Genomic DNA, 18,716 nt, shown 5'->3' with positions numbered 1-18,716 from the left:
CCCTTGGCATTTATGAGGCTTGGTTGTGTTTATTGAACAATGAGTTAGGCTAGTTGGTCAAAGCTTGTTCAAGTAGCTGAATCTCATCAATAGCAACCAAGGAGTGCGTTGTGTTTACCACTAGGGAAGCCGAGTCTAAGGATTACGAATTTCTATACGATTTAAAGAAAGCGGCTGAGTTTGAGCCTGTCGATCAGGTATTTGGTTGGGACGATGTCGTACAGCAAGAGATTCATCGACAAGAATGGGATGAAGCTAAGCCGACGTTGATAGAAATCAACGGTACTCCGGTAGGAAGTTATCTTGCCCAAGTTCGCTCTGATCACGTTTATTTCGGTCGTTTTTTCCTTATGCCAGAGTATCAAGGGCAAGGTCTAGGCAGCGAAATTCTCAAACACGTGCTTGGCTTTGCTCAGCAGAAAAAGCTGCCGATTAAACTCCGCTACTTGCAAGGAAATCGTGTCGGTCAGCTGTATATGAGGTTTGGCTTTAGGGTGACTCATCAAAGCAGTCAGTTTCTTCATATGACAAAACCTTATCAATCGGAAAGGGAAGTTTCTGCGGTTTAGTCTAGCCATCAATCAAAGTAAGAATGATAAGAGGGAAACTGAATGAATGTATGGATATTAGGTTCTGGTTTGTTAGGGTTAGCTACTGCGCTTATTCATCTCTTTGCTGGGCAAGTTGATCCCGTTAGACCGTTTCTCAAATCTTCATTGGATGATGTGCCCAAAGCGACGCTATTAGCATGCTGGCATTTGGTTTCCGTCACTTTGCTTGTGTGCTCAGTAGCACTCATTTATGTGGGGTTGCATGGCCTCGCTACGTTTTATGTTTCAACATTGTTGATAGGCGTTCTGCTCGTCGTTTTTTCAGTCGTGTTTATTCTTGTTGGGGGGTATTTCTTTTCTTTCAAAGGGTTCATCAAACTCCCGCAGTGGATTTTACTATTACCAATTGGCGCTCTGGCTATAGCGGGATCAGTGATCTAATTTAATCTGACTATAAGTTTGAAGGAATTTATTTACCTTGCATGAAGCTTAAAGGTGGTGCGCCAACTTGCTTTTTGAAGAACGCAATAAAGGCGCTGTCTGAAGAAAACTCCAAATGATGCCCAACATCACTCACGGCTAACCCTTGTGAAAGCAGCTCTATTGCTTTAATCAACCGCCATTGCTGACGCCACTCTTGATAGCCCATGCCTGTCTGTTGTTTGAAAATACGAGTAATGGTTTTGGTACTTGCGCCGATAGTTTGTGCGAAATCATTAAGCTGTGGGGGCTGATAGGTCGGCTCAGTCAGCTGAATAGCGAGTTTATTTAGCCTCCTATCTTTGGGAATAGGTAAGGTAAAACAGCTTTTTTTCGCTTGATTAAACTCTTCCCAGAACAGTGCAACACTGTTTACTGTTTCGTTTCTAGGCTTATCCCATGGCCACATGGCTATCTTATCGATTAATGCTTTTAGTAAGGCATTCACATCAATAACGCTTACTTCGTTAGGAATATCAAACGCATGACAATCGAAGTAAATGGATCGATAAGCGACCACATTTGTCATAATGGCCTGATGTTCAGTTTGAGGTGGAATCCACATGGCTTTGGTTGGCGGGAGAATGCTCATCGCCCTCTCAAGCTTTACAGTCATACAACCGGACGGGGCGTAAAGTAATTGCCCCTTATTGTGCTGATGTAGCCCTGAATCATGCTTGCCAACCTCGGCCGCAATGCCAACCACAGCGGATGGGATCTGGTCTGCGTCAAATTTAGTATTGTCGTCAATAAATGCCATTTGTCCGATATTCGATATATTTAGTCTTTATGTTGTTAATGGTCTTAGTTTAGCTGCCCATATACTTTGCGCCAAGTTAACAACGATAAGGATTAAAAAATGAAGCGAAAACCTAGTTTGAGCCTCATGGTATTACTGTTGATGTTTCCGCAGATCGTGGAAACCATTTACAGCCCAGCGCTGAGCTCATTGGCATCAGCTTTTATGGTCACTGAATCGCAAGCGGCGCAAACACTATCAATCTATTTTGTCTGCTTCGCTTTTGGTGTGGTGACTTGGGGAATAGTGGCAGACAAACTTGGTCGCCGCGTAACCATGTTGATAGGCTTAGTCATCTATGCGCTTTCAACAGTGATAGCTTATTTAGCAACAAGTTTTGAACTCGTTATGTTTGCTCGGGCTATGAGTGCTTTTGGTATTGCGGTCGGCTCGGTTGTGACACAAACCATGCTGCGCGATGCGTTTAGCGGAGAAGAATTGGCAAAAGTATTTAGCTTAATGGGTATGGGGATTGCGATCAGTCCAACCATTGGTATGTTTGCTGGTGGTCAGTTGACTTTCATCGGTGGCTATAAAAGTGTATTTGCGGCGTTATTTGTTTTGGCGTTGTTGTTCGTTTTATTAGCAACATTCAAGTTGCCAGAGACTCAACAACATCGCTCATCGATCAAAATAGGTCAGTTAGTTTGCCAAATGGCGGGTGATCGAGCGATTTGGAAAAGCGCTCTGCTTGTCGCGATATTCAATATTGCGCTGTTTTCATACTATCAGTTAGGTCCTTTTGCGTTTAAAGCGATTGGCTTAACCTCGCGAGAGTTTGGCTACAGTGGTGTTGTATTAGGGGTTGCAACTTTATTCGGTAGTTATGTTAATCGTTACATGCTGGGGCGTAATATTCGTTCCGAAAGGCTCATATTGATCGCCGCTGTTCTATTGCTATTGGGCGCAATGGGAGTAACGGTACTGATGGATAGTGTGTGGTTTTTACTACCGATGACATTCGTCGTGATGGCTTTTGGTATTGCTATCCCGAACATATTAAGTAGTGCCTTGAGTCACTACAAAGCGTACGCTGGTAGTGCGGGTGCAGTGTTTGGCCTGATGTACTATTTAATGATTGGTGCGGGGCTTGCGATATCTGGCGCTTCCCATCATTTAGGTATGGTGCTACTGGTTTGTGGCCTATTGGCAGCGCTAATCACTACGACATCGATTAAAACGAATCAATAAGTTTTGTGCTCTGTGGGTTGATGGTCTGTTACACTGTACTTTTATTGGCTTAACAGAGGAAAGACCATGAGCCAAGAGCAACCCAATAACCCATTACATGGACTGACGTTAGAGATGATTCTCGTTCAGTTACAAGAACACTATGGTTGGGAAGGGTTAGATGAACGAATTCAGATTAACTGCTTTTATAGCAATCCATCGATTAAATCGTCGCTGAAGTTTTTACGCAGAACGCAATGGGCGAGAGACAAAGTAGAAGCACTCTATATTGAGACGTTTTGTTAACGCTTATTGTTTGAACTTTGCAACAGCACCGAAATCCTATTCGGTGCTGAGTTTTTTAGGAAGTAGGTAATGAATTACTTCGAATCTCCTTTTCAGGGTATTCCGCTCGAAAAGCAGGTGACTAACCCTAATATCATTGTAGGCAAGCACAGTTACTATTCAGGCTACTATCACGGACATGGCTTTGACGACTGTGCTCGTTACTTAACCCCTGATCGCAATGATGTAGATAAGCTGATTATCGGAAGCTATTGTTCGATTGGCTCTGGCGCAGTGTTTATGATGGCAGGCAATCAAGGCCACCGTAATGATTGGATCAGTACCTTTCCTTTCTTCTACCAAGAGAATGAAAACTTCTCAGAGGCAGACGATGGTTTTTGTACAGCGGGAGACACCATCATTGGTAACGATGTATGGATCGGCTCTGAAGCCATGATTATGTCAGGGGTTACCGTGGGTGATGGCGCTATCATCGCTAGCCGAGCTGTTGTGACCAAAGATGTCGCACCGTATGAAGTGGTAGGCTCTAACCCTGCTAAGCATATTAAGTTTCGATTCAGTGAAGCAGAGATCGCAATGCTGTTAGAGATGAAATGGTGGGATTGGTCTGAAAGTATGCTTAAGGGCGCGATGAAACTGCTATGCTCTAGTGACATTAATGGCCTTTACCAATACTGGGTAAATAATATTAAGCGCTAGTCAGTTATAGATAGTAAAAGAGCGACGTTAATCCGTCGCTCTTTGTGTATAATTGATATTATTTCAATACCATGCAGCGCTTACAGTGAAGCTTTTTTCGCTTCTGCTACCCAAGAATCAAACAATTGTTGGTTTGCTTTAATCCAACCATTTACGTGAGATTCGATATCCGCTGAACTGTTTTTACCTTGACTCATCATCATGTTTTGCGCACTAACATCATTGATGTTTAGTTTGATGATTTCAAACAGTTTTGCCGCAGCAGGGTTTTTCTCTGTGAACTCTTTGTTCGCAACGATGCGCATCGAGTTCATTTCGAAACCGTAGTTCTTGCCGTTCTTTAGCGTTGTATCTACGTCTTTGCGTTCACCCGGAAGAGCAGAGAATGGAACTTCTAGCCACACTACGTCTTTACCCGGAACAAGCACACCACTTACCCAGTAAGGTGTCCATGTGTAGTAAAGAATTGGATCGCCTTTCTTATAGCGAGAAATGGTGTCGGCGATGATCGCAGCGTAATTGCCTTGGTTGTGCGTAACCGTGTCGCGTAGTTTGTATGCATTTAGCTGTTCTTCGATAACCAATTCACAGCCCCAGCCTGGGTTACAGCCTGTTAGGTCAGCTTTTCCGTCGCCATTTGCGTCGAACAGTTTGGCAAGCTTAGGATCAGTAAGTTGACCGATGTTGGTGATACCGTATTTTTCAGCGGTTTTTTTATCGATTAGGTAACCTTGCGCTGCGCCACTCACGTACTGACCTTGGCGGAAGAACTTCTCATCACCGCCTGACATCGTATATTTGTCAGCGTGAAGAGGGAACCAACCTACAGCGAGGAAAGTCGCATCACCTTTTGCAATTGAAGTGTAGCCAACGTTATAGTCAACTTCTTTAGTTGGCTTAACATCGTAGCCGAGTTCTTCTAGAGCACGGTTAACAATCAAAGTTTGAAAAGTTTCTTCAGCAACGGTTGATTGAACGGGTTGTACCGTTACGCCTTTCCCCGGCAAATCATTTGCCAGCACTTGAGTGGAAAGCGTCATTGACGCTAGTGTTCCCGCTGTTAGCGCTTTCGTCCATGAATTAATCATTGGTTGTTCTCCTAAGGTTTAATTCTGATTGGTTTGATTTATTTGTACGTTTGATAAAGAAAGAGATTGGTCCGGTGTGATACCAACGCAGTTTGGTATTACCGGCATTAACGCCAAGCTCTTGAGTAATTCGGTCAAGCAAGATTGCTAAAATAACGATGCCTAAACCACCGACAGCAGCTAATCCCATATCTAAACGGCCTATGCCGCGCAGCACCATTTGACCAAGCCCGCCAACAGCAATCATAGAGGCAATAACCACCATTGAGAGTGACAGCATCAAGGTTTGGTTTACACCAGCCATGATGGTTGGTAAGGCTAAAGGCAGTTGAATTCTGTAAAGCATTTGCTTTTTGCTCGCACCAAAAGAGTGACCAGCTTCGATCAGTTCTTCGGGTACTTGTTGGATACCAAGGATGGTTAAACGAACCACGGGTGGTAATGCAAATATGATGGTGACCACAACGCCGGGTACGTTACCAATACCAAACAGCATGACGATAGGTACTAAGTACACAAACGCAGGGGTGGTTTGCATCGCATCGAGGATAGGTCTTATCACTTTTGCTGCGGTATTACTGCGTGCCAGCCATATCCCGAGCGGTAAGCCGATGAGCAGACAGAAAAACACAGAGGTTAAGACTAAAGCGAGGGTTGTCATCGCCTCAGACCAAGCACCTATCAGGCCGATAAATATCAAAGAGACGAATGTGGCCGCACCTAAGCGTATGTTTGAAAACTGCCATGCTAGAAGAAATAGAATAAGCAGCATGAAAGGTGCAGGGGTAGAGACTAGCGCTGTCTCAAAAGAGGACAGGATGAAATCAATAGGTACACGAATCGCTTGAAAGACGGGGCGACCATGTTCAACTAACCAGTTCAACCCAGACTCTACCCATGAATCGAGCGGCAACACGGCATCTTGGAATGGGTTCATGATGTCAAATGGAGTTTCTTCCAAGACTTCAGAATTTAACCAATCGCTCGCAGCAGAGGAATCAGTCGTCGTTGCCCAAGGATCACTAGATTGAGTCGTTGTTGTAGCCCAAGGGTCATTGTTTGTTTGTTCAGATGACATGCGGCTTAGTCCTTATCCAACGTTTGAAGAAGACGAGATTTCGTTACAACACCAAAGTAATTACCTTGATCGTCAACCACAGGTACACCATAAGGCACACCAGCAACGACACTCAAAATATCGTTGATTGCATCATCAGGATTTAACGTTACTTCGTTTTCAAGTTGAGCACTGACCAGTGAACGGTTTTCTTTGTGTGCAGCGCGAAGAGACTCAAGAGATACGATGCCCGAGTAACGGCTCGATTTATCAACAACGATACCGTAGTCACGATCGTGATCCATTAGTATTTGCATCGCTGAACCGGGGCCATCATGTTCAGATTTCTTAAATACAGCCGTTGGCTTTTTGCGGGCAATGTCTTTTGCGGAAAGAACGTTAGCGACGTTGACGCCGCGGAAGAAGGCTTCTACGTAATCATTCGCTGGGTTATGTAATATTTCATCAGGCGTGCCGACTTGCACCACATCGCCATTTTGCATAATGGCAATGCGATCGCCAATTCGCATCGCTTCATCTAAATCGTGGGAGATGAACACAATAGTTCGTTTATCGTCATTCTGTAATCGAAGCAGCTCATCTTGCATTTCGGTTCTAATTAATGGGTCTAGGGCAGAAAACGCCTCATCCATTAACAAAATGTCAGGGTCACAAGCCAGCGCTCTAGCGAGGCCAACACGTTGCTTCATACCGCCGGATAGTTCGTCGGGGTAAGATTCTGCGTAGGCATCTAAACCAACGCGTTCAAGTGCGTTTAATGCTGAGCTGCGTCGGTCATCGATACTCACTCCTGCTAGTTCGAGACCAAAAGCGGCATTTTCAATCACTGTCATGTGAGGCATCAGCGCGAAGTTTTGAAATACCATTGAGATATTGTTGCGTCGAACTTCTCTCAATTCTTGCTCAGAGATGTGTGCGATGTCGTTGCCTTTGAAAAAGACACTGCCTTTGGTGGGTTCAATCAAGCGGTTGAGTAGGCGAACGAGAGTAGACTTTCCAGAGCCAGAGAGGCCCATGATGACAAAAATTTCGCCTTCGTTGATGGATAGAGAAACGTCATTGACGCCGATTGTTAGATTTGTCTGTTCAAAGATTTGATCTTTCTTGACGCCTTTTTCGATCAATGAAAAAGCGCGTTCAGGTTCGTCTCCAAATACCTTATACAGTCCCTTAACTTCCAGTATGGGATCCATGTAAATCGTCCTTTGTATGTTCTTGTTTAGCGGAAAACGTTTTGTACTCTAAGTAATTTATGGAAGAAATTCAATCAAGACTGCAAAGTTAGATAAGAATTCAATCGATGAAATCGCGTAATTTAGTACTTAAGTTCAATATCGATACTTCGTCTAAGATATTGTTTTTATGTGTTTTATTGTTTGAACTCAGTGTCTATAGAATATCGTGGCAATTTTTTTATAACTTTTTAGTTTAAAGGTGGGGATTTTGCTCAGGTATTAGGAATAATTGACCATTTTGATTGATTGTTAGAGTTCGAAGTATTGGTTTGAGAAAGGAGGTCTAATCAGTGAAATCGATGGCGAGTGCCGTACCACATATTGGAATGTTTCTATCTATAGGCAATGTCATAAAAAATTCACTCAAATAAACAATTGCTTATGGGAAACTGTCCGGCAGATTTGGTGGCATCGTGTTACCAAAAAGTAGTGTGTTTGGGTGAAGTTTGGTCTAGAAATGGTTCTTCAGTACACGAAAATGAGCCCGTCATCGGCAACGATAGAGGTAAGAACGTTACTGCTGATGCTGATTGTAGTATTCGCGATCAATACTCCTCTGGGTATAATTAAACGCGAAAAAATTGATGCTTTTGAGCAACAAGTTAAAGTTGCGAGCGAAACTTTTCAGCTGCGCAAAGATATGGTGGGAAGCTATCTTTCTTTAGCAAACTCTACCGTTACTCAACACTACTTTTCTGATCCTGATCCCTTCAACGACCTCGCTCATCAGTTACTCGAGAATCAGAGTTTAATCTCCAGTATTTCCATTGTCCCTCGCTATGCGAGTGCCAATAAATATGGTCTTTTGTTAAGTTCGTATCTTCAACTTGAATCAAATAAAACCACTACAACAAACAAAACGTTTTTCTGGCCAGATGAAGGTATTTTCACCGAAGTTGCCCCCATTTATCTCGATGATGTCCATGTAGGGTATTTGATTGTTGAAGGTTACGTTAGCGAATTTGCCAATAGTTTTCGCCAAGATACCTTGATGCTGGATTTAGCGGGTTTTGTCTACTCTTCAAACTATGATGGCATATCACAACTTGCACTGTTGCCTGAGCAATACAGTCCCATCGTCGAACAACTTTCAAGGACGCAGAGAGAGGCAGGGGTACTTGATATAGGTGAGCATACGGTCATATATCGTCACAGTGTCACAATAAATGGTCAGCCAAGTTATTTAATAAAGTTGGTTCGAAACGACACATTGATCCCGACGCACGTGTACTTACTAATGGTATTAACGGTCGCCACCATAGGCATTAGCTACTTCCTGTATCGTACCCGCAAAGACAAGCAAGAATTGACTAAGATGACGTACACAGATGAGTTGTCAGGATTGCATAATCGCCATTATCTAAACAAAGTCACTAGACAAAGCCTAAAACCCAATAAGTACTATTTGGCCGTGTTTGATATTGACCACTTTAAGTTAGTCAATGATAAGTATGGTCATGATATTGGTGACCAAGTGATACGTCGTGTTGCTCAAGTGATTAAGCGCCGTATCCGTATTAGTGATTTTGCATTTCGGATCGGAGGTGAAGAATTTTTAGTCGTGGTTAAGACTGATTGTGCTGAGGTTGCAAGCCAGATATTTGAACGTATCCGATTAGATGTAGCAGAGATGGAAAGTGCCCCTCAAGTCACCATATCTGGTGGCGCAAGTCGCTTGGCGAGTGGGTTAGGGCAATCTATTAAGCAAGCTGACAACCTGCTTTATCAAGCCAAGAACCTTGGCCGAAATTGTATATGTTTCGAGAGTGTTGATGTGTCGCTTGCAACGTTCGCAGACTATAAACAAAAAGACCAGCGTTAATGCTGGTCTTTTTGCGTTTTAAGAGATGACTACTTAGGCCGTTTGTTCTTCTGCCTCAGGTTGCTTGTCACCTAACAGGCGGCTCGTGATTGTGCCAGCTGTCATTGCACCTGAAACGTTAAGCGCAGTACGAGCCATATCGATCAATGGTTCAATTGAAATAAGCAGCGCTGCGATAGTGACAGGTAGCCCCATCGCTGGCAGTACAATCAGGGCAGCAAAGGTAGCGCCGCCGCCTACGCCTGCGATACCAAAAGAGCTAATGGTGATAATCGCAATCAGTGACAGGATAAAGTTGATATCCATTGGGTTGATGCCCATAGTGGGTGCGACCATTACCGCAAGCATTGCTGGGTAGATACCTGCACAACCATTTTGACCAATGGTTGCGCCAAATGATGCTGATAGGTTCGCAATTGCTGGTGGTACACGTAGCTTAGTGATTTGCGCTTCAACGTTCAGTGGAATCGTGGCTGCCGAGCTACGCGAAGTAAACGCGAATGTAAGTACTGGCCAAATTTTCTGGAAGTATTCTTTCGGGCTTACACCCACGAATGCAACCAGTACGCCGTGAACAACAAACATCAGTGCGATAGCAACGTACGAGGCAACGATGAAGCCAAGCAAGCTAAGAATGTCTGATGCGCTTGATGTTGCGACAACTTTCGCCATCAGTGCTGCGATACCGTAAGGTGTTAGCGCCATAATCATTTTAACCAAACGCATAACGATAGACTGAATCACTTCCACAAATGTGCGGATAGGTGTTTCTAGTTCTTCTTTTTCTGCCATCACTTTGCGTGCTGCAATACCAGTGAGCACACCAAAGATAACCACAGCGATGATAGAAGTAGAGCGAGAGCCCGTTAAATCCGCAAATGGGTTGGTTGGAATAAAGCTCACTAACATTTGCGGGATGGTTAAGTCGCTTACGCGACCAGCGCGGCTTTCAAGAACTGCAATACGAGCGGTTTCGCGCGCACCTTCTGTTAAACCTTCAGCGGTAAGACCAAACGCTTGAGTTACTGCGATACCAACAACCGCTGAAATTGCAGTCGTGATCAGTAGTACTGAGATAGTCAGACCAGAAATCTTGCCCAGAGAGCCGCCTTTTTCTAGCTTTACAACCGCGGCAATCATAGAAACAAGCACCAGCGGCATGATGATCATCTTAAGCAAGCCAACATAGCCGCGGCCAACGACGTTTACCCAGTCCAGTGTTTCTTTAATAACAGGGTTGCCTTCGCCAAAAATAAGCTGTAGTGCTAAACCAAAGCCACTACCTAGTACAAGACCAATAAGAACAAGGCGTGAGAGAGTATTCTGTTTACGCTGCTGTCCATACAGCACAAATAGAATGCCGACAAACACCGCGAGTGATGCGATAGCTGCAAATGACATAGTGAAAAATCCTTACCGAATAAAAAATAGCCAATTAATATGGCTGATATTCAAATGAATTAGGTTGGAGATCCTAGTGAATACCGAAAAGGTAATGATTTGTTACGTCAGTTTGAAATAAGAAAACTGCATGAAATATGAAGAAAGGTTATTAAAAAGAACGCCAGTCTATAAATTGCGCAATTTGCCTTTAAAGTACCGACATTATTGATACTTTTTCAGCAGTGCTAGCATCTCAACTCGGTCAAGACATTGAACTCGTTTGTTCGAATATCCAAATGAGGCATAGAGCATGGCTTTAGCGACGCTACTGGCTTCGATAGGAATAAGGTTAGCCAGAGGGCCCAACATCAGTGGTCGTAACAATTTGAATGACGTTTGGACGAGCGCCTCATCTTTTCTTGGGACGTCACGCAGACCTTTGAGAGGTCCTGGGCGGACGAATATAACCTGTTCAAAACCCATATCGCTCAGTGCAAGTTCCATTTTCCCTTTGCAGCGCAAATAATGGGAAAGCGAACGAGAGTTTGCGCCATAGCTAGAAACAACAGTGAGGTGTTTAACGCCCACCAGTTTCATCGTTTGGGCGACTTCACGTACAAGGTGAACATCAACTTGCTCCAGACTTTGGTTCGACCCCGCCTGTTTCTTCGTTGTGCCTAAACAAATATAACCTTTAGTTGGAGCGGGCGAATCATCCTGCCATTGCGTGATCTTGAGTTCTTGATGTTGGATAAGCTCGAGTTTAGGGTGAAAGAAAGGCAACGGTTTACGGCTTAAGGCATAGATATGATCGATCGCGGTTTCTTCTAACAGCATTTTTGTTAACTCGTTGCCAATTAGACCTGTTGCTCCTGCGATCATCACGATGTTTTTGTCCATCTATGCATACCTTTTGTCTTTCGTCCTTCCGGTCAGAGTAAAAAATGGCTAAGTTGATGTCTATGACGAAGAGCAAAAAACGCCAACTTTAGGTTGGCGTTAAAACGATGAGATTAATCACCTCAGAGTTAGGTGAGGCCGAGAGGAATTGACCTTTTCTGGTTTCGTTTTGTTTTTTTCGCTCGGCTTTTGTTTTTTCGATTGGTAAGCATGTTACATCCTAATGCTGAAAGACACTTTAAGTCTGATGCACCAAACGCGCCATGTTTAATATTACGTCGAATCAGAGATTTATTGGTGTTAATGGCTTAGGTTGTCAAATTGACTTTCAGAGTGGGAATCGATAAAGAAACATATAAATCGCGTATAAATACCAATTAATCGATTGATTTTACGATAATTATGCGACGAGTACGCTAGTAAAATTGCGGAGAACAGCGGTACACTCTAAAGGTTATGCGGTTTGCGTAAGATGCACTGCAAAGGAATACAGGGACGTTAAATGAATATTGATATGAGTGCGCTCGCACCATCGCAAGTCTACCATTTACTGACACAAACTATCGTACCGCGTCCTGTGGCGTGGGTACTGACTGAATCAGGTCAAGATAATTTCAATCTTGCCCCTTTCTCTTATTTCACTGCGATTTCGAGTGAACCTCCCTTGTTAATGTTTTCCGTGGGTAAAAAGCCAGACGGGGAACTTAAAGATACCGTCCGTAACGTCATTGAAACGGGCAAGATGGTTATTCATATTGCCAATGTTGATTTAGCACAGCCGGTAACGGAAAGTGCGGCGACACTAGAACATGGCCGTTCGGAAGTAGTTGAGAGCGATATTACCTTAGCCTCGTTCGAGGGTTTTGAATTACCGCGTGTTGCGGACTGTCCGGTAGCATTTGGTTGCACGTTATATCAAGTACAAGATATCGGGAAAACGCCTCAAACCTTGGTGTTTGCCGAAGTCGAAACTGTGTATATCGATCCTGATGTCATCAATCAAGATGAGCAACGATTAATTATTGATGCGATGAAGCTCAATCCGCTTTGTCGTTTGGGTGGCGGAGAATACGCCGTGTTACAACAAACTTTCACCATCGCAAGGCCTCAGTAGTACCATGTTAGATAAAACGCATTCGGATGCCATTTGGCAGCAAATTAACAACAAAACTAAACCTTTAGGCTCGTTAGGCAAACTAGAAATGGTTGCGCACAAATTGGCATTAATTAAGAGCCAAGGCTGTAGTGAACCCGCGACAACAATTGAGGTACTTAAGCCAACGGTTTTGGTTTTTGCCGGTGATCATGGTATCGCAGAAGAAGGGGTCAGTGTTGCGCCTAGTGAAGTTACACAACAAATGGTGCACAACTTCTTAGTCGGTGGTGCGGCGATCAATTGTTTTTGTCGAGCCCATGAAGTCGATATTAAGGTGATCGACGCTGGTATTTTAAAGCCAGTTGAAAGTGATGCACCGAACCTAATCTCCAAACGTCTGGGAGAGCGAACCAATAACTTGGCTCATCAAGCTGCGATGACCAAAGAGCAAGTAGAGCTAGGGCTTGAGTATGGCCGCGATGTGGTAAAACAAGTGATAGCCGATGGCTCAAACCTTGTGATGTTTGGTGAAATGGGTATCGGCAACACAAGTAGCGCAGCGGCTATATTGGCGGCGCTATCTCGACGTAGTGTGGAAAAATGTGTCGGTTTAGGCACAGGCATTGATGGCCAGCAAATGCGTAAAAAGCGTCAACTGGTTCAGTTAGGTGTGAATCGCTGCCGTGGACAAAACGTCCATGAGATTTTGCGCCAAGTAGGCGGTTTTGAAATTGTACAAATGGTGGGGGCTTTCTTAGGTGCGGCTGAAAGCAATACAGCTGTTATTGTCGATGGCTTCATTGCAACGGCAGCGGCTTACGTAGCTGCGACGATAGAACCATCTTGCCGTGAGTACATGATTTTTGCTCACCAATCGCATGAGGCAGGGCACAAATTGATGCTGCAAGAATTGGCAGGTACGCCGCTACTGGATCTCTCCATGCGTTTAGGCGAAGGCACCGGAGCAGTACTGGCTGTGCCAATTATTCGCGCTACCGCCGAGTTTTATAATAATATGGCCAGCTTCGAGCAAGCTGGAGTCAATATGTAATGGCATCGAACTTACGATACCAATTAGAACTTTTCTGGCTGGCATTGGGTTTCTTTTCTCGAATACCTATTCCAGCCAACACCCCTTACAGTGAACAACGCATGAACCAAGCCGGTCGATACTTTGGCTTGGTTGGTTGTGTTATTGGCGCAATTTGCGCCGGGGCTTACTTTGCATTCTCATTGCTGTTCCCTGTCTCGGTTGCCGTATTTCTCACCATGGTGTTGAGCCTGATGCTTACTGGTGCGTTTCACGAAGACGGGTTAACTGATATGGCCGATGGTATCGGTGGTGGAATGACGCTTGAAAAACGTTTGACCATTATGAAAGACAGCCGAATCGGTACATACGGTGCATCCGCATTGGTCATGGCACTGTTGGGCAAATTCATTCTGCTCACGGAACTGGCTCAATCTAGTAATGTGATGGTCATCCTTTTTGTGGCTTACACTATAAGCCGTTGCATCGCGGCAAGTTTAATTTTTGATATGGCTTACGTGAGCGATCCTGATAGTAGTAAAAGCAAACCATTGGCCAACAGGCAAAGTCAGTCTGAGCTAACCATTATTGTAGCAACGGCCATATGTGCCAGTTTATTGCTCGAGATACACGTTGCTGTGAGCATTTTGGCTGCTGCGTTGTTGTTTCGAACGTTATTTAAACATTGGTTGAACAAGCGCTTAGGTGGCTTTACTGGCGATTGCCTTGGTGGTGCGCAGCAATTGACAGAGCTGCTTACTTATCTTGTTGTATTAGCGTGGGTGTCATGAGTATTCATTTAGTTTTAGGCGGAGCTCGTTCAGGAAAATCGAGCTATGCAGAGTGGCAGGTTATTGAGCAAAGTCATTTAAAACGCCACTATATCGCGACTGCGATCGCTTTTGATAAAGAGATGGAGCAGCGAATAGCTCATCATCAAGCTGGGCGAGACGAAGGTTGGCAACTGCATGAATGCCCACTCCAAGTCGCTTCACTGCTGCAGTCGTTTACAAGTGATGATGTAGTGCTAGTAGATTGTTTAACCTTGTGGCTTAACAATGTCATTTTCGCGGATGGTAACACCGCTTCGAGCGAGCAAATATCCTCAACGGTTGATCAATTGGTTATCGCATTGCAAAACACCAAAGCGGAGGTTGTGCTTGTCTCCAACGAGGTTGGACTGGGTGTGATACCAATGGGTGAAGTCACTCGTCTTTATGTCGATCACGCAGGATGGATGAACCAAGCGATCGCTAAAGTGGCTAATCAAGTGACGTTCGTGGCAGCAGGTTTACCAATGAAGCTAAAGGGATAGCATGGTCAAGACCATTAATATTTATCTGTTGAGGCATGGTAAAACGTTAGCTGAACCTAGCTTGTGTGGTTCAACGGATGTATTAGTTAGTGAACAACATCAAAATGAAATTGCACAAGCCATCATGGCGAAACGCCTCGATATTCAACAGATTGTGACTTCACCGCTACGCCGTTGCCGTGATTTAGCACTCAAGCTAAAGTATGGTTCATCGGCGGAACTAACTGAACACAATCAACTCAAAGAGATGCATTTTGGTGATTTTGACGGCGTTCCCTTTGAGCAGCTCAAATCGCAATGGCCGTTGCTTGATAAGTTTTGGCAACAGCCAGCTCAGGTCACGCTACCAAATGCTGAACCCTTGCCGGAGTTTTACCAACGCGTCTCGTTAGCATGGCAGCAGTTAATAGAAGAATCTGAACAAGACACCTTAGTGGTTTGCCATGGTGGAACGATACGTATGATCCTCTCAGACATACTGCAAGTTGATTGGCAGAGCCCCACATGGTACTCACGGTTGCACATTGGCCATCATTCACTAACGCATATTAAGATCACTAAAGCAGAGCAAAATTATATCCAAGTGTGCTCAATAAGCGCGCCTCTGAGTTTTGAATAAAGGAATTTGAAATGACAGCAAGTTGGAATTTATCTATCGCATATCAGAGCTTATCTGATGACAAAATTGCTCAAGATATTGAGCTTATTCAACAATGTATTGAAGTGCTAAAGCTGCATGTTGAACGTCGTGATTTGGCAAGCGTGACGCAAAATGCGATTCAAACTAGAGAAGCGGCAGGTAAGTTACTGGCGACGATCAATACCTTCGCTCAATGCCATGCATCAGTGGATGCGACCAACGGTGAAGCAAAAAGCCTTATAGGTAAATTAGCCAAGCTGAGCTCGGAACTGTCCCAAGCTTACACGCCATATCAAGATATTTTAGCCAATGCGGATTTGGAGTTTATTCAGCAGGTACTTGACCATGAGAGTGGTGATGTTTACGGACAAGCATTTGCGATAGCTTGTGACCGCAAAGTCGCGGCAACAAAGTTAGCGGTTCAAGAAGAACAATTGCTTGCCGCGATGAGTGTTGATGGTCGCGATGCATGGGGACGCATGTACGATAACATCACTGGTTCACTACAGATTAAACTTGATGATGGGACTGAACTTGGTTTTTCACAGGCTGCGAGTATCTTGTATGGCGTGGAGTTTGATAAGCAAGAACAAGTGTGGCGAGGCATCCAAAATGCGATGTCCGAGAATCAACACGCTTTCGCTGCCATCTTAAATGCGCTTGCGGGCTGGCGATTAACCGAATATGAAAAACGTTCTAATCTCGTTGATGTGCATTTTCTTGACCCAAGTTTGCATGATAGTCGAATCGAACAACCGACTTTAACGGCGATGATGGATACCGCGAAAGCCAATCGAGACGTGGGGCAAAAAGCGGGTTTATTGATGGCTAAAGTTCATGGTCTAAAAGAGATGAAACCGTGGAACCACTTAGCGGGTATGCCTAATTTGCTGCAAGATCAGGCTACGGTGGAGTACAGCTTTGATGATGCCATTGAAGTGATCAAACAAGCGTTCGCGACGGTAGACTCTGAAATGGCAGAGTTTGTACAAACTATGGTTGATAATGGTTGGATTGATGCCGATCCAACGCCAAATCGACGTTTAGGTGCATATTGCACCAAGTTTGCTGCAACCAGAACACCATTGGTATTTATGACTTGGGGTGGCAGCCGCTCTGATCTTATGACCTTAGCGCATGAGCTTGGCCACGCGTTCCATAACTGGGTGATGCGTGACATGCCACTTTGTCAAACTCGTTACCCAATGACTCTTGCGGAAACCGCTTCAATTTTCGCGGAAAACATTGTTCGTGATTACTTGCTAGAGAAGGCGAAAACGCGCGAAGAAAAACTCGAGATGCTGTGGGAAGAGCTCTCTTCTGCGTATGCGTTGATGATAAACATCCCGGTACGTTTTGAATTTGAAAAACGTTTCTACCGGCAGCGTAGTGAAGGGGAGTTAGATCCTAGCCAATTGTGCGAACTGATGAGTGAAACATGGCAAGAATGGTATGGTGACTCAATGCAAGAGACTGACCCATACTTCTGGGCGAGCAAGCTGCATTTCTCTATCTCTCAAGTGAGTTTCTACAACTATCCATACTTGTTTGGTTTCCTGTTTAGTAAAGGCGTGTATGCGCAGAGAGCCGAGAAGGGGGATAGCTTCTATCCTGATTACGTTGCATTGCTGAGAGATACCGGCTCAATGATGGCGGAAGATGTGGTGGAGCGTCATTTGGGTATGGATCTGAGTAAAGCGGATTTTTGGCAGCAAAGTATCGATATGGTGGCTGAGAAAGTTTCTCATTTTGAGGCTTTACTCGCGCAACCGAGCTAATCGAATCGCTCAACCCGCCCTAGATCAACAAATCGTCATTTTATCTTATGATACTATGGCTTAGCAGAGCATTTGCTCTGCTAATTTGTACAGCATACGCTTTCTATTCTGCACGAGCGATCTCGTGCAGCGCGACAATTTTATATATTTACGATGAAGCACGCTATTTCTATCAATAAGTGCGATCGCGACGACAAAAATTGTCAGAACATTTCTTTAACATACCGCTGTGCAATAAAGGAGTAGCGCATGACGAAGACATTCTTTCGCCAATCTTTTCTTTTTGACAGCTTAGACTTAGCAAATGAAGCGGCGGAACAAGAAAAAACCGTTGCGGCAGGTACAAAACTTAAACTGCATCAACGTGGGGTACTTGAAGTTATCCCTGCCAATTTAGATGAGCACAGTAAACATATCGTGATCTCTTGTGGCGTACATGGTGATGAAACTGCGCCGATGGAGCTTGTCGATCGTGTGATTGAAGATATCCAGACCGGATTTCAGCCTGTTAACCATCGTTTGTTATTTATCATCGCTCACCCAGAAGCGACTAACGCGCACACTCGCTATATCCAAACTAACCTCAATCGTCTGTTTGATGATAAGGCCCATGAGCCGTCTAAAGAACTAGCGATTGCGGATCAGTTGAAGAAAGTTTTACAAGATTTCTTCCGTGGAACTCAGGAGTCTCAGCGTTGGCATCTTGATTTACACTGCGCCATTCGTGCGTCACGTCATTACACTTTTGTGGTGAGCCCTAAGTCTCGCCATCCGGTTCGCAGTAAAGCACTGATGGATTTCGTGCATAGTGCTCATATTGAAGCCGTACTGTTCTCTAATGCACCATCCAGTACCTTTAGTTGGTACAGTGCCGAGCAGTTTGCTGCACAAGCACTTACCGTAGAACTCGGCCGCGTAGCTGAAATTGGTAGCAATGATTTGAATAAGCTTGTCGCCTTTGATTTGGCAATTCGTGATCTGATTGCTGCAACCGAGGCTGAGCATTTACCTCGCAAGCCAATCATGTACCGTGTGAGTCGTACCATCGTGCGCTTGCATCAAGATTTTGACTTCCTATTCAATGACGATATTGAAAACTTCACCTCGTTTAAGCATGGTGAAGTGTTTGGTCATGATGGTGAAAAGCCACTAATGGCTAAAAACGAAGGGGAGGCGATTGTTTTCCCAAATCGTAATGTCGAGATAGGTCAGCGAGCGGCATTGATGATATGCCCCGTTCAAGTTCGTTATGAAGCCGGTCAAATCGTCTACGATTAACTGACTGATTACACCTTTTACTTTCTATTCAAATGGCTTAACGGTATCGTTAAGCCATTATTTTATCT

19 protein-coding genes are annotated in these 18,716 nt (G+C 44.4%); 13 read left to right on the top strand and 6 right to left on the bottom strand.

The features are described 5' to 3' along the window. Positions 1-110: 110 nt before the first annotated feature. Both OH461_RS04575 and OH461_RS04570 read left to right on the top strand, forming a co-directional pair. Positions 111-569 (top strand): GNAT family N-acetyltransferase, encoded by a 459-nt coding sequence (locus OH461_RS04575; protein WP_270019432.1) that lies wholly within the window; start codon positions 111-113, stop codon positions 567-569. Positions 570-611: 42 nt separating this feature from the next. Continuing rightward, positions 612-992 (top strand): hypothetical protein, encoded by a 381-nt coding sequence (locus OH461_RS04570; RefSeq protein WP_270019431.1) that lies wholly within the window; start codon positions 612-614, stop codon positions 990-992. Positions 993-1,020: 28 nt separating this feature from the next. On the opposite strand, the gene OH461_RS04565 is transcribed toward OH461_RS04570, so the two are convergent. After that, a complete protein-coding gene (locus OH461_RS04565; RefSeq protein ID WP_270019430.1) occupies positions 1,021-1,791 on the bottom strand; it encodes an AraC family transcriptional regulator in 771 nt (256 codons plus the stop codon). Positions 1,792-1,890: 99 nt separating this feature from the next. Between OH461_RS04565 and OH461_RS04560 the strand changes: the two genes are divergently transcribed. From OH461_RS04560 to catB, 3 genes are all read left to right on the top strand, one after another. After that, on the top strand, positions 1,891-3,021 hold the full coding sequence (locus OH461_RS04560) for an MFS transporter (protein WP_270019429.1): 1,131 nt from the start codon (positions 1,891-1,893) through the stop codon (positions 3,019-3,021). Between the two features lie 66 nt (positions 3,022-3,087). Next, positions 3,088-3,306: a VF530 family protein gene (locus OH461_RS04555; protein WP_270019428.1), complete on the top strand. Its 219-nt coding sequence runs from the start codon at positions 3,088-3,090 to the stop codon at positions 3,304-3,306. Between the two features lie 69 nt (positions 3,307-3,375). Next, complete coding sequence (catB, locus tag OH461_RS04550) at positions 3,376-4,005, top strand: type B chloramphenicol O-acetyltransferase (protein WP_270019427.1); 630 nt, start codon at positions 3,376-3,378, stop codon at positions 4,003-4,005. An 80-nt stretch (positions 4,006-4,085) separates the two neighbouring features. Here the strand turns inward: catB and proX are convergent, their stop codons facing one another. The 3 genes from proX to proV are packed head-to-tail and all read right to left on the bottom strand — an operon-like array spanning position 4,086 to position 7,364. Continuing rightward, complete coding sequence (proX, locus tag OH461_RS04545) at positions 4,086-5,093, bottom strand: glycine betaine/L-proline ABC transporter substrate-binding protein ProX (protein ID WP_270019426.1); 1,008 nt, start codon at positions 5,091-5,093, stop codon at positions 4,086-4,088. Continuing rightward, positions 5,086-6,171: a glycine betaine/L-proline ABC transporter permease ProW gene (gene proW, locus OH461_RS04540; RefSeq protein WP_270019425.1), complete on the bottom strand. Its 1,086-nt coding sequence runs from the start codon at positions 6,169-6,171 to the stop codon at positions 5,086-5,088. Before proW ends, proX begins: the two co-directional genes overlap by 8 nt. Before the next feature lie 5 nt (positions 6,172-6,176). Then, complete coding sequence (gene proV, locus OH461_RS04535) at positions 6,177-7,364, bottom strand: glycine betaine/L-proline ABC transporter ATP-binding protein ProV (RefSeq protein ID WP_270019424.1); 1,188 nt, start codon at positions 7,362-7,364, stop codon at positions 6,177-6,179. A 520-nt stretch (positions 7,365-7,884) separates the two neighbouring features. Between proV and OH461_RS04530 the strand changes: the two genes are divergently transcribed. Further along, the gene (locus tag OH461_RS04530; protein WP_270019423.1) at positions 7,885-9,228 is read left to right on the top strand and encodes a GGDEF domain-containing protein; all 1,344 of its coding nucleotides are present in this window, start codon (positions 7,885-7,887) and stop codon (positions 9,226-9,228) included. A gap of 33 nt (positions 9,229-9,261) precedes the next feature. Here OH461_RS04530 and OH461_RS04525 read toward each other — a convergent pair whose 3' ends face one another. Together OH461_RS04525 and OH461_RS04520 are read right to left on the bottom strand one after the other, a co-directional pair. After that, positions 9,262-10,629 (bottom strand): L-cystine transporter, encoded by a 1,368-nt coding sequence (locus OH461_RS04525; protein WP_270019422.1) that lies wholly within the window; start codon positions 10,627-10,629, stop codon positions 9,262-9,264. Between the two features lie 204 nt (positions 10,630-10,833). Next, on the bottom strand, positions 10,834-11,511 hold the full coding sequence (locus OH461_RS04520; RefSeq protein WP_270019421.1) for an NAD(P)H-binding protein: 678 nt from the start codon (positions 11,509-11,511) through the stop codon (positions 10,834-10,836). Between the two features lie 502 nt (positions 11,512-12,013). Here OH461_RS04520 and OH461_RS04515 point away from each other — a divergent pair. The 7 genes from OH461_RS04515 (at position 12,014) to OH461_RS04485 (ending at position 18,648) form a co-directional block, all read left to right on the top strand. Beyond that, the gene (locus OH461_RS04515; RefSeq protein ID WP_270019420.1) at positions 12,014-12,625 is read left to right on the top strand and encodes a flavin reductase family protein; all 612 of its coding nucleotides are present in this window, start codon (positions 12,014-12,016) and stop codon (positions 12,623-12,625) included. A gap of 4 nt (positions 12,626-12,629) precedes the next feature. Beyond that, positions 12,630-13,658, top strand: a complete 1,029-nt coding sequence (cobT, locus tag OH461_RS04510; protein WP_270019419.1) for a nicotinate-nucleotide--dimethylbenzimidazole phosphoribosyltransferase — start codon at positions 12,630-12,632, stop codon at positions 13,656-13,658. Continuing rightward, the gene (locus tag OH461_RS04505) at positions 13,658-14,428 is read left to right on the top strand and encodes an adenosylcobinamide-GDP ribazoletransferase (protein ID WP_270019418.1); all 771 of its coding nucleotides are present in this window, start codon (positions 13,658-13,660) and stop codon (positions 14,426-14,428) included. Before cobT ends, OH461_RS04505 begins: the two co-directional genes overlap by 1 nt. Further along, complete coding sequence (cobU, locus tag OH461_RS04500; RefSeq protein ID WP_270019417.1) at positions 14,425-14,952, top strand: bifunctional adenosylcobinamide kinase/adenosylcobinamide-phosphate guanylyltransferase; 528 nt, start codon at positions 14,425-14,427, stop codon at positions 14,950-14,952. The genes OH461_RS04505 and cobU overlap by 4 nt, the downstream gene beginning before the upstream one ends. Before the next feature lies 1 nt (position 14,953). After that, a complete protein-coding gene (locus OH461_RS04495) occupies positions 14,954-15,571 on the top strand; it encodes a histidine phosphatase family protein (protein ID WP_270019416.1) in 618 nt (205 codons plus the stop codon). A gap of 11 nt (positions 15,572-15,582) precedes the next feature. Next, positions 15,583-17,370, top strand: a complete 1,788-nt coding sequence (locus tag OH461_RS04490; RefSeq protein WP_270019415.1) for a M3 family oligoendopeptidase — start codon at positions 15,583-15,585, stop codon at positions 17,368-17,370. A 249-nt stretch (positions 17,371-17,619) separates the two neighbouring features. Beyond that, positions 17,620-18,648 carry a succinylglutamate desuccinylase gene (locus OH461_RS04485; RefSeq protein ID WP_270019414.1) on the top strand — a complete coding sequence of 343 codons (1,029 nt, stop codon included), beginning with the start codon at positions 17,620-17,622 and terminating at the stop codon, positions 18,646-18,648. Positions 18,649-18,716: the final 68 nt, after the last annotated feature.

Source organism: Vibrio sp. LaRot3 (assembly GCF_027587025.1).
In the GTDB taxonomy this organism is placed as follows: Bacteria; Pseudomonadota; Gammaproteobacteria; order Enterobacterales; family Vibrionaceae; genus Vibrio.
Note: the sequence above shows the minus strand (reverse complement) of the source record. Positions and strands in the feature narration are given on the sequence as shown.

Excerpts from the sequence above, each read along its gene's own strand:
- OH461_RS04495 (WP_270019416.1), top strand. The coding sequence starts at position 14,954 with ATGGTCAAGACCATTAATATTTATCTGTTGAGGCATGGTAAAACGTTA.
- cobT (WP_270019419.1), top strand. The coding sequence starts at position 12,630 with ATGTTAGATAAAACGCATTCGGATGCCATTTGGCAGCAAATTAACAAC.
- OH461_RS04565 (WP_270019430.1), bottom strand. The coding sequence starts at position 1,791 with ATGGCATTTATTGACGACAATACTAAATTTGACGCAGACCAGATCCCA.
- OH461_RS04530 (WP_270019423.1), top strand. The coding sequence starts at position 7,885 with ATGAGCCCGTCATCGGCAACGATAGAGGTAAGAACGTTACTGCTGATG.
- OH461_RS04525 (WP_270019422.1), bottom strand. The coding sequence starts at position 10,629 with ATGTCATTTGCAGCTATCGCATCACTCGCGGTGTTTGTCGGCATTCTA.
- catB (WP_270019427.1), top strand. The coding sequence starts at position 3,376 with ATGAATTACTTCGAATCTCCTTTTCAGGGTATTCCGCTCGAAAAGCAG.
- OH461_RS04560 (WP_270019429.1), top strand. The coding sequence starts at position 1,891 with ATGAAGCGAAAACCTAGTTTGAGCCTCATGGTATTACTGTTGATGTTT.
- OH461_RS04555 (WP_270019428.1), top strand. The coding sequence starts at position 3,088 with ATGAGCCAAGAGCAACCCAATAACCCATTACATGGACTGACGTTAGAG.
- OH461_RS04520 (WP_270019421.1), bottom strand. The coding sequence starts at position 11,511 with ATGGACAAAAACATCGTGATGATCGCAGGAGCAACAGGTCTAATTGGC.
- OH461_RS04570 (WP_270019431.1), top strand. The coding sequence starts at position 612 with ATGAATGTATGGATATTAGGTTCTGGTTTGTTAGGGTTAGCTACTGCG.
- proX (WP_270019426.1), bottom strand. The coding sequence starts at position 5,093 with ATGATTAATTCATGGACGAAAGCGCTAACAGCGGGAACACTAGCGTCA.
- cobU (WP_270019417.1), top strand. The coding sequence starts at position 14,425 with ATGAGTATTCATTTAGTTTTAGGCGGAGCTCGTTCAGGAAAATCGAGC.
- proW (WP_270019425.1), bottom strand. The coding sequence starts at position 6,171 with ATGTCATCTGAACAAACAAACAATGACCCTTGGGCTACAACAACGACT.
- OH461_RS04515 (WP_270019420.1), top strand. The coding sequence starts at position 12,014 with ATGAATATTGATATGAGTGCGCTCGCACCATCGCAAGTCTACCATTTA.
- OH461_RS04505 (WP_270019418.1), top strand. The coding sequence starts at position 13,658 with ATGGCATCGAACTTACGATACCAATTAGAACTTTTCTGGCTGGCATTG.
- OH461_RS04490 (WP_270019415.1), top strand. The coding sequence starts at position 15,583 with ATGACAGCAAGTTGGAATTTATCTATCGCATATCAGAGCTTATCTGAT.
- OH461_RS04485 (WP_270019414.1), top strand. The coding sequence starts at position 17,620 with ATGACGAAGACATTCTTTCGCCAATCTTTTCTTTTTGACAGCTTAGAC.
- proV (WP_270019424.1), bottom strand. The coding sequence starts at position 7,364 with ATGGATCCCATACTGGAAGTTAAGGGACTGTATAAGGTATTTGGAGAC.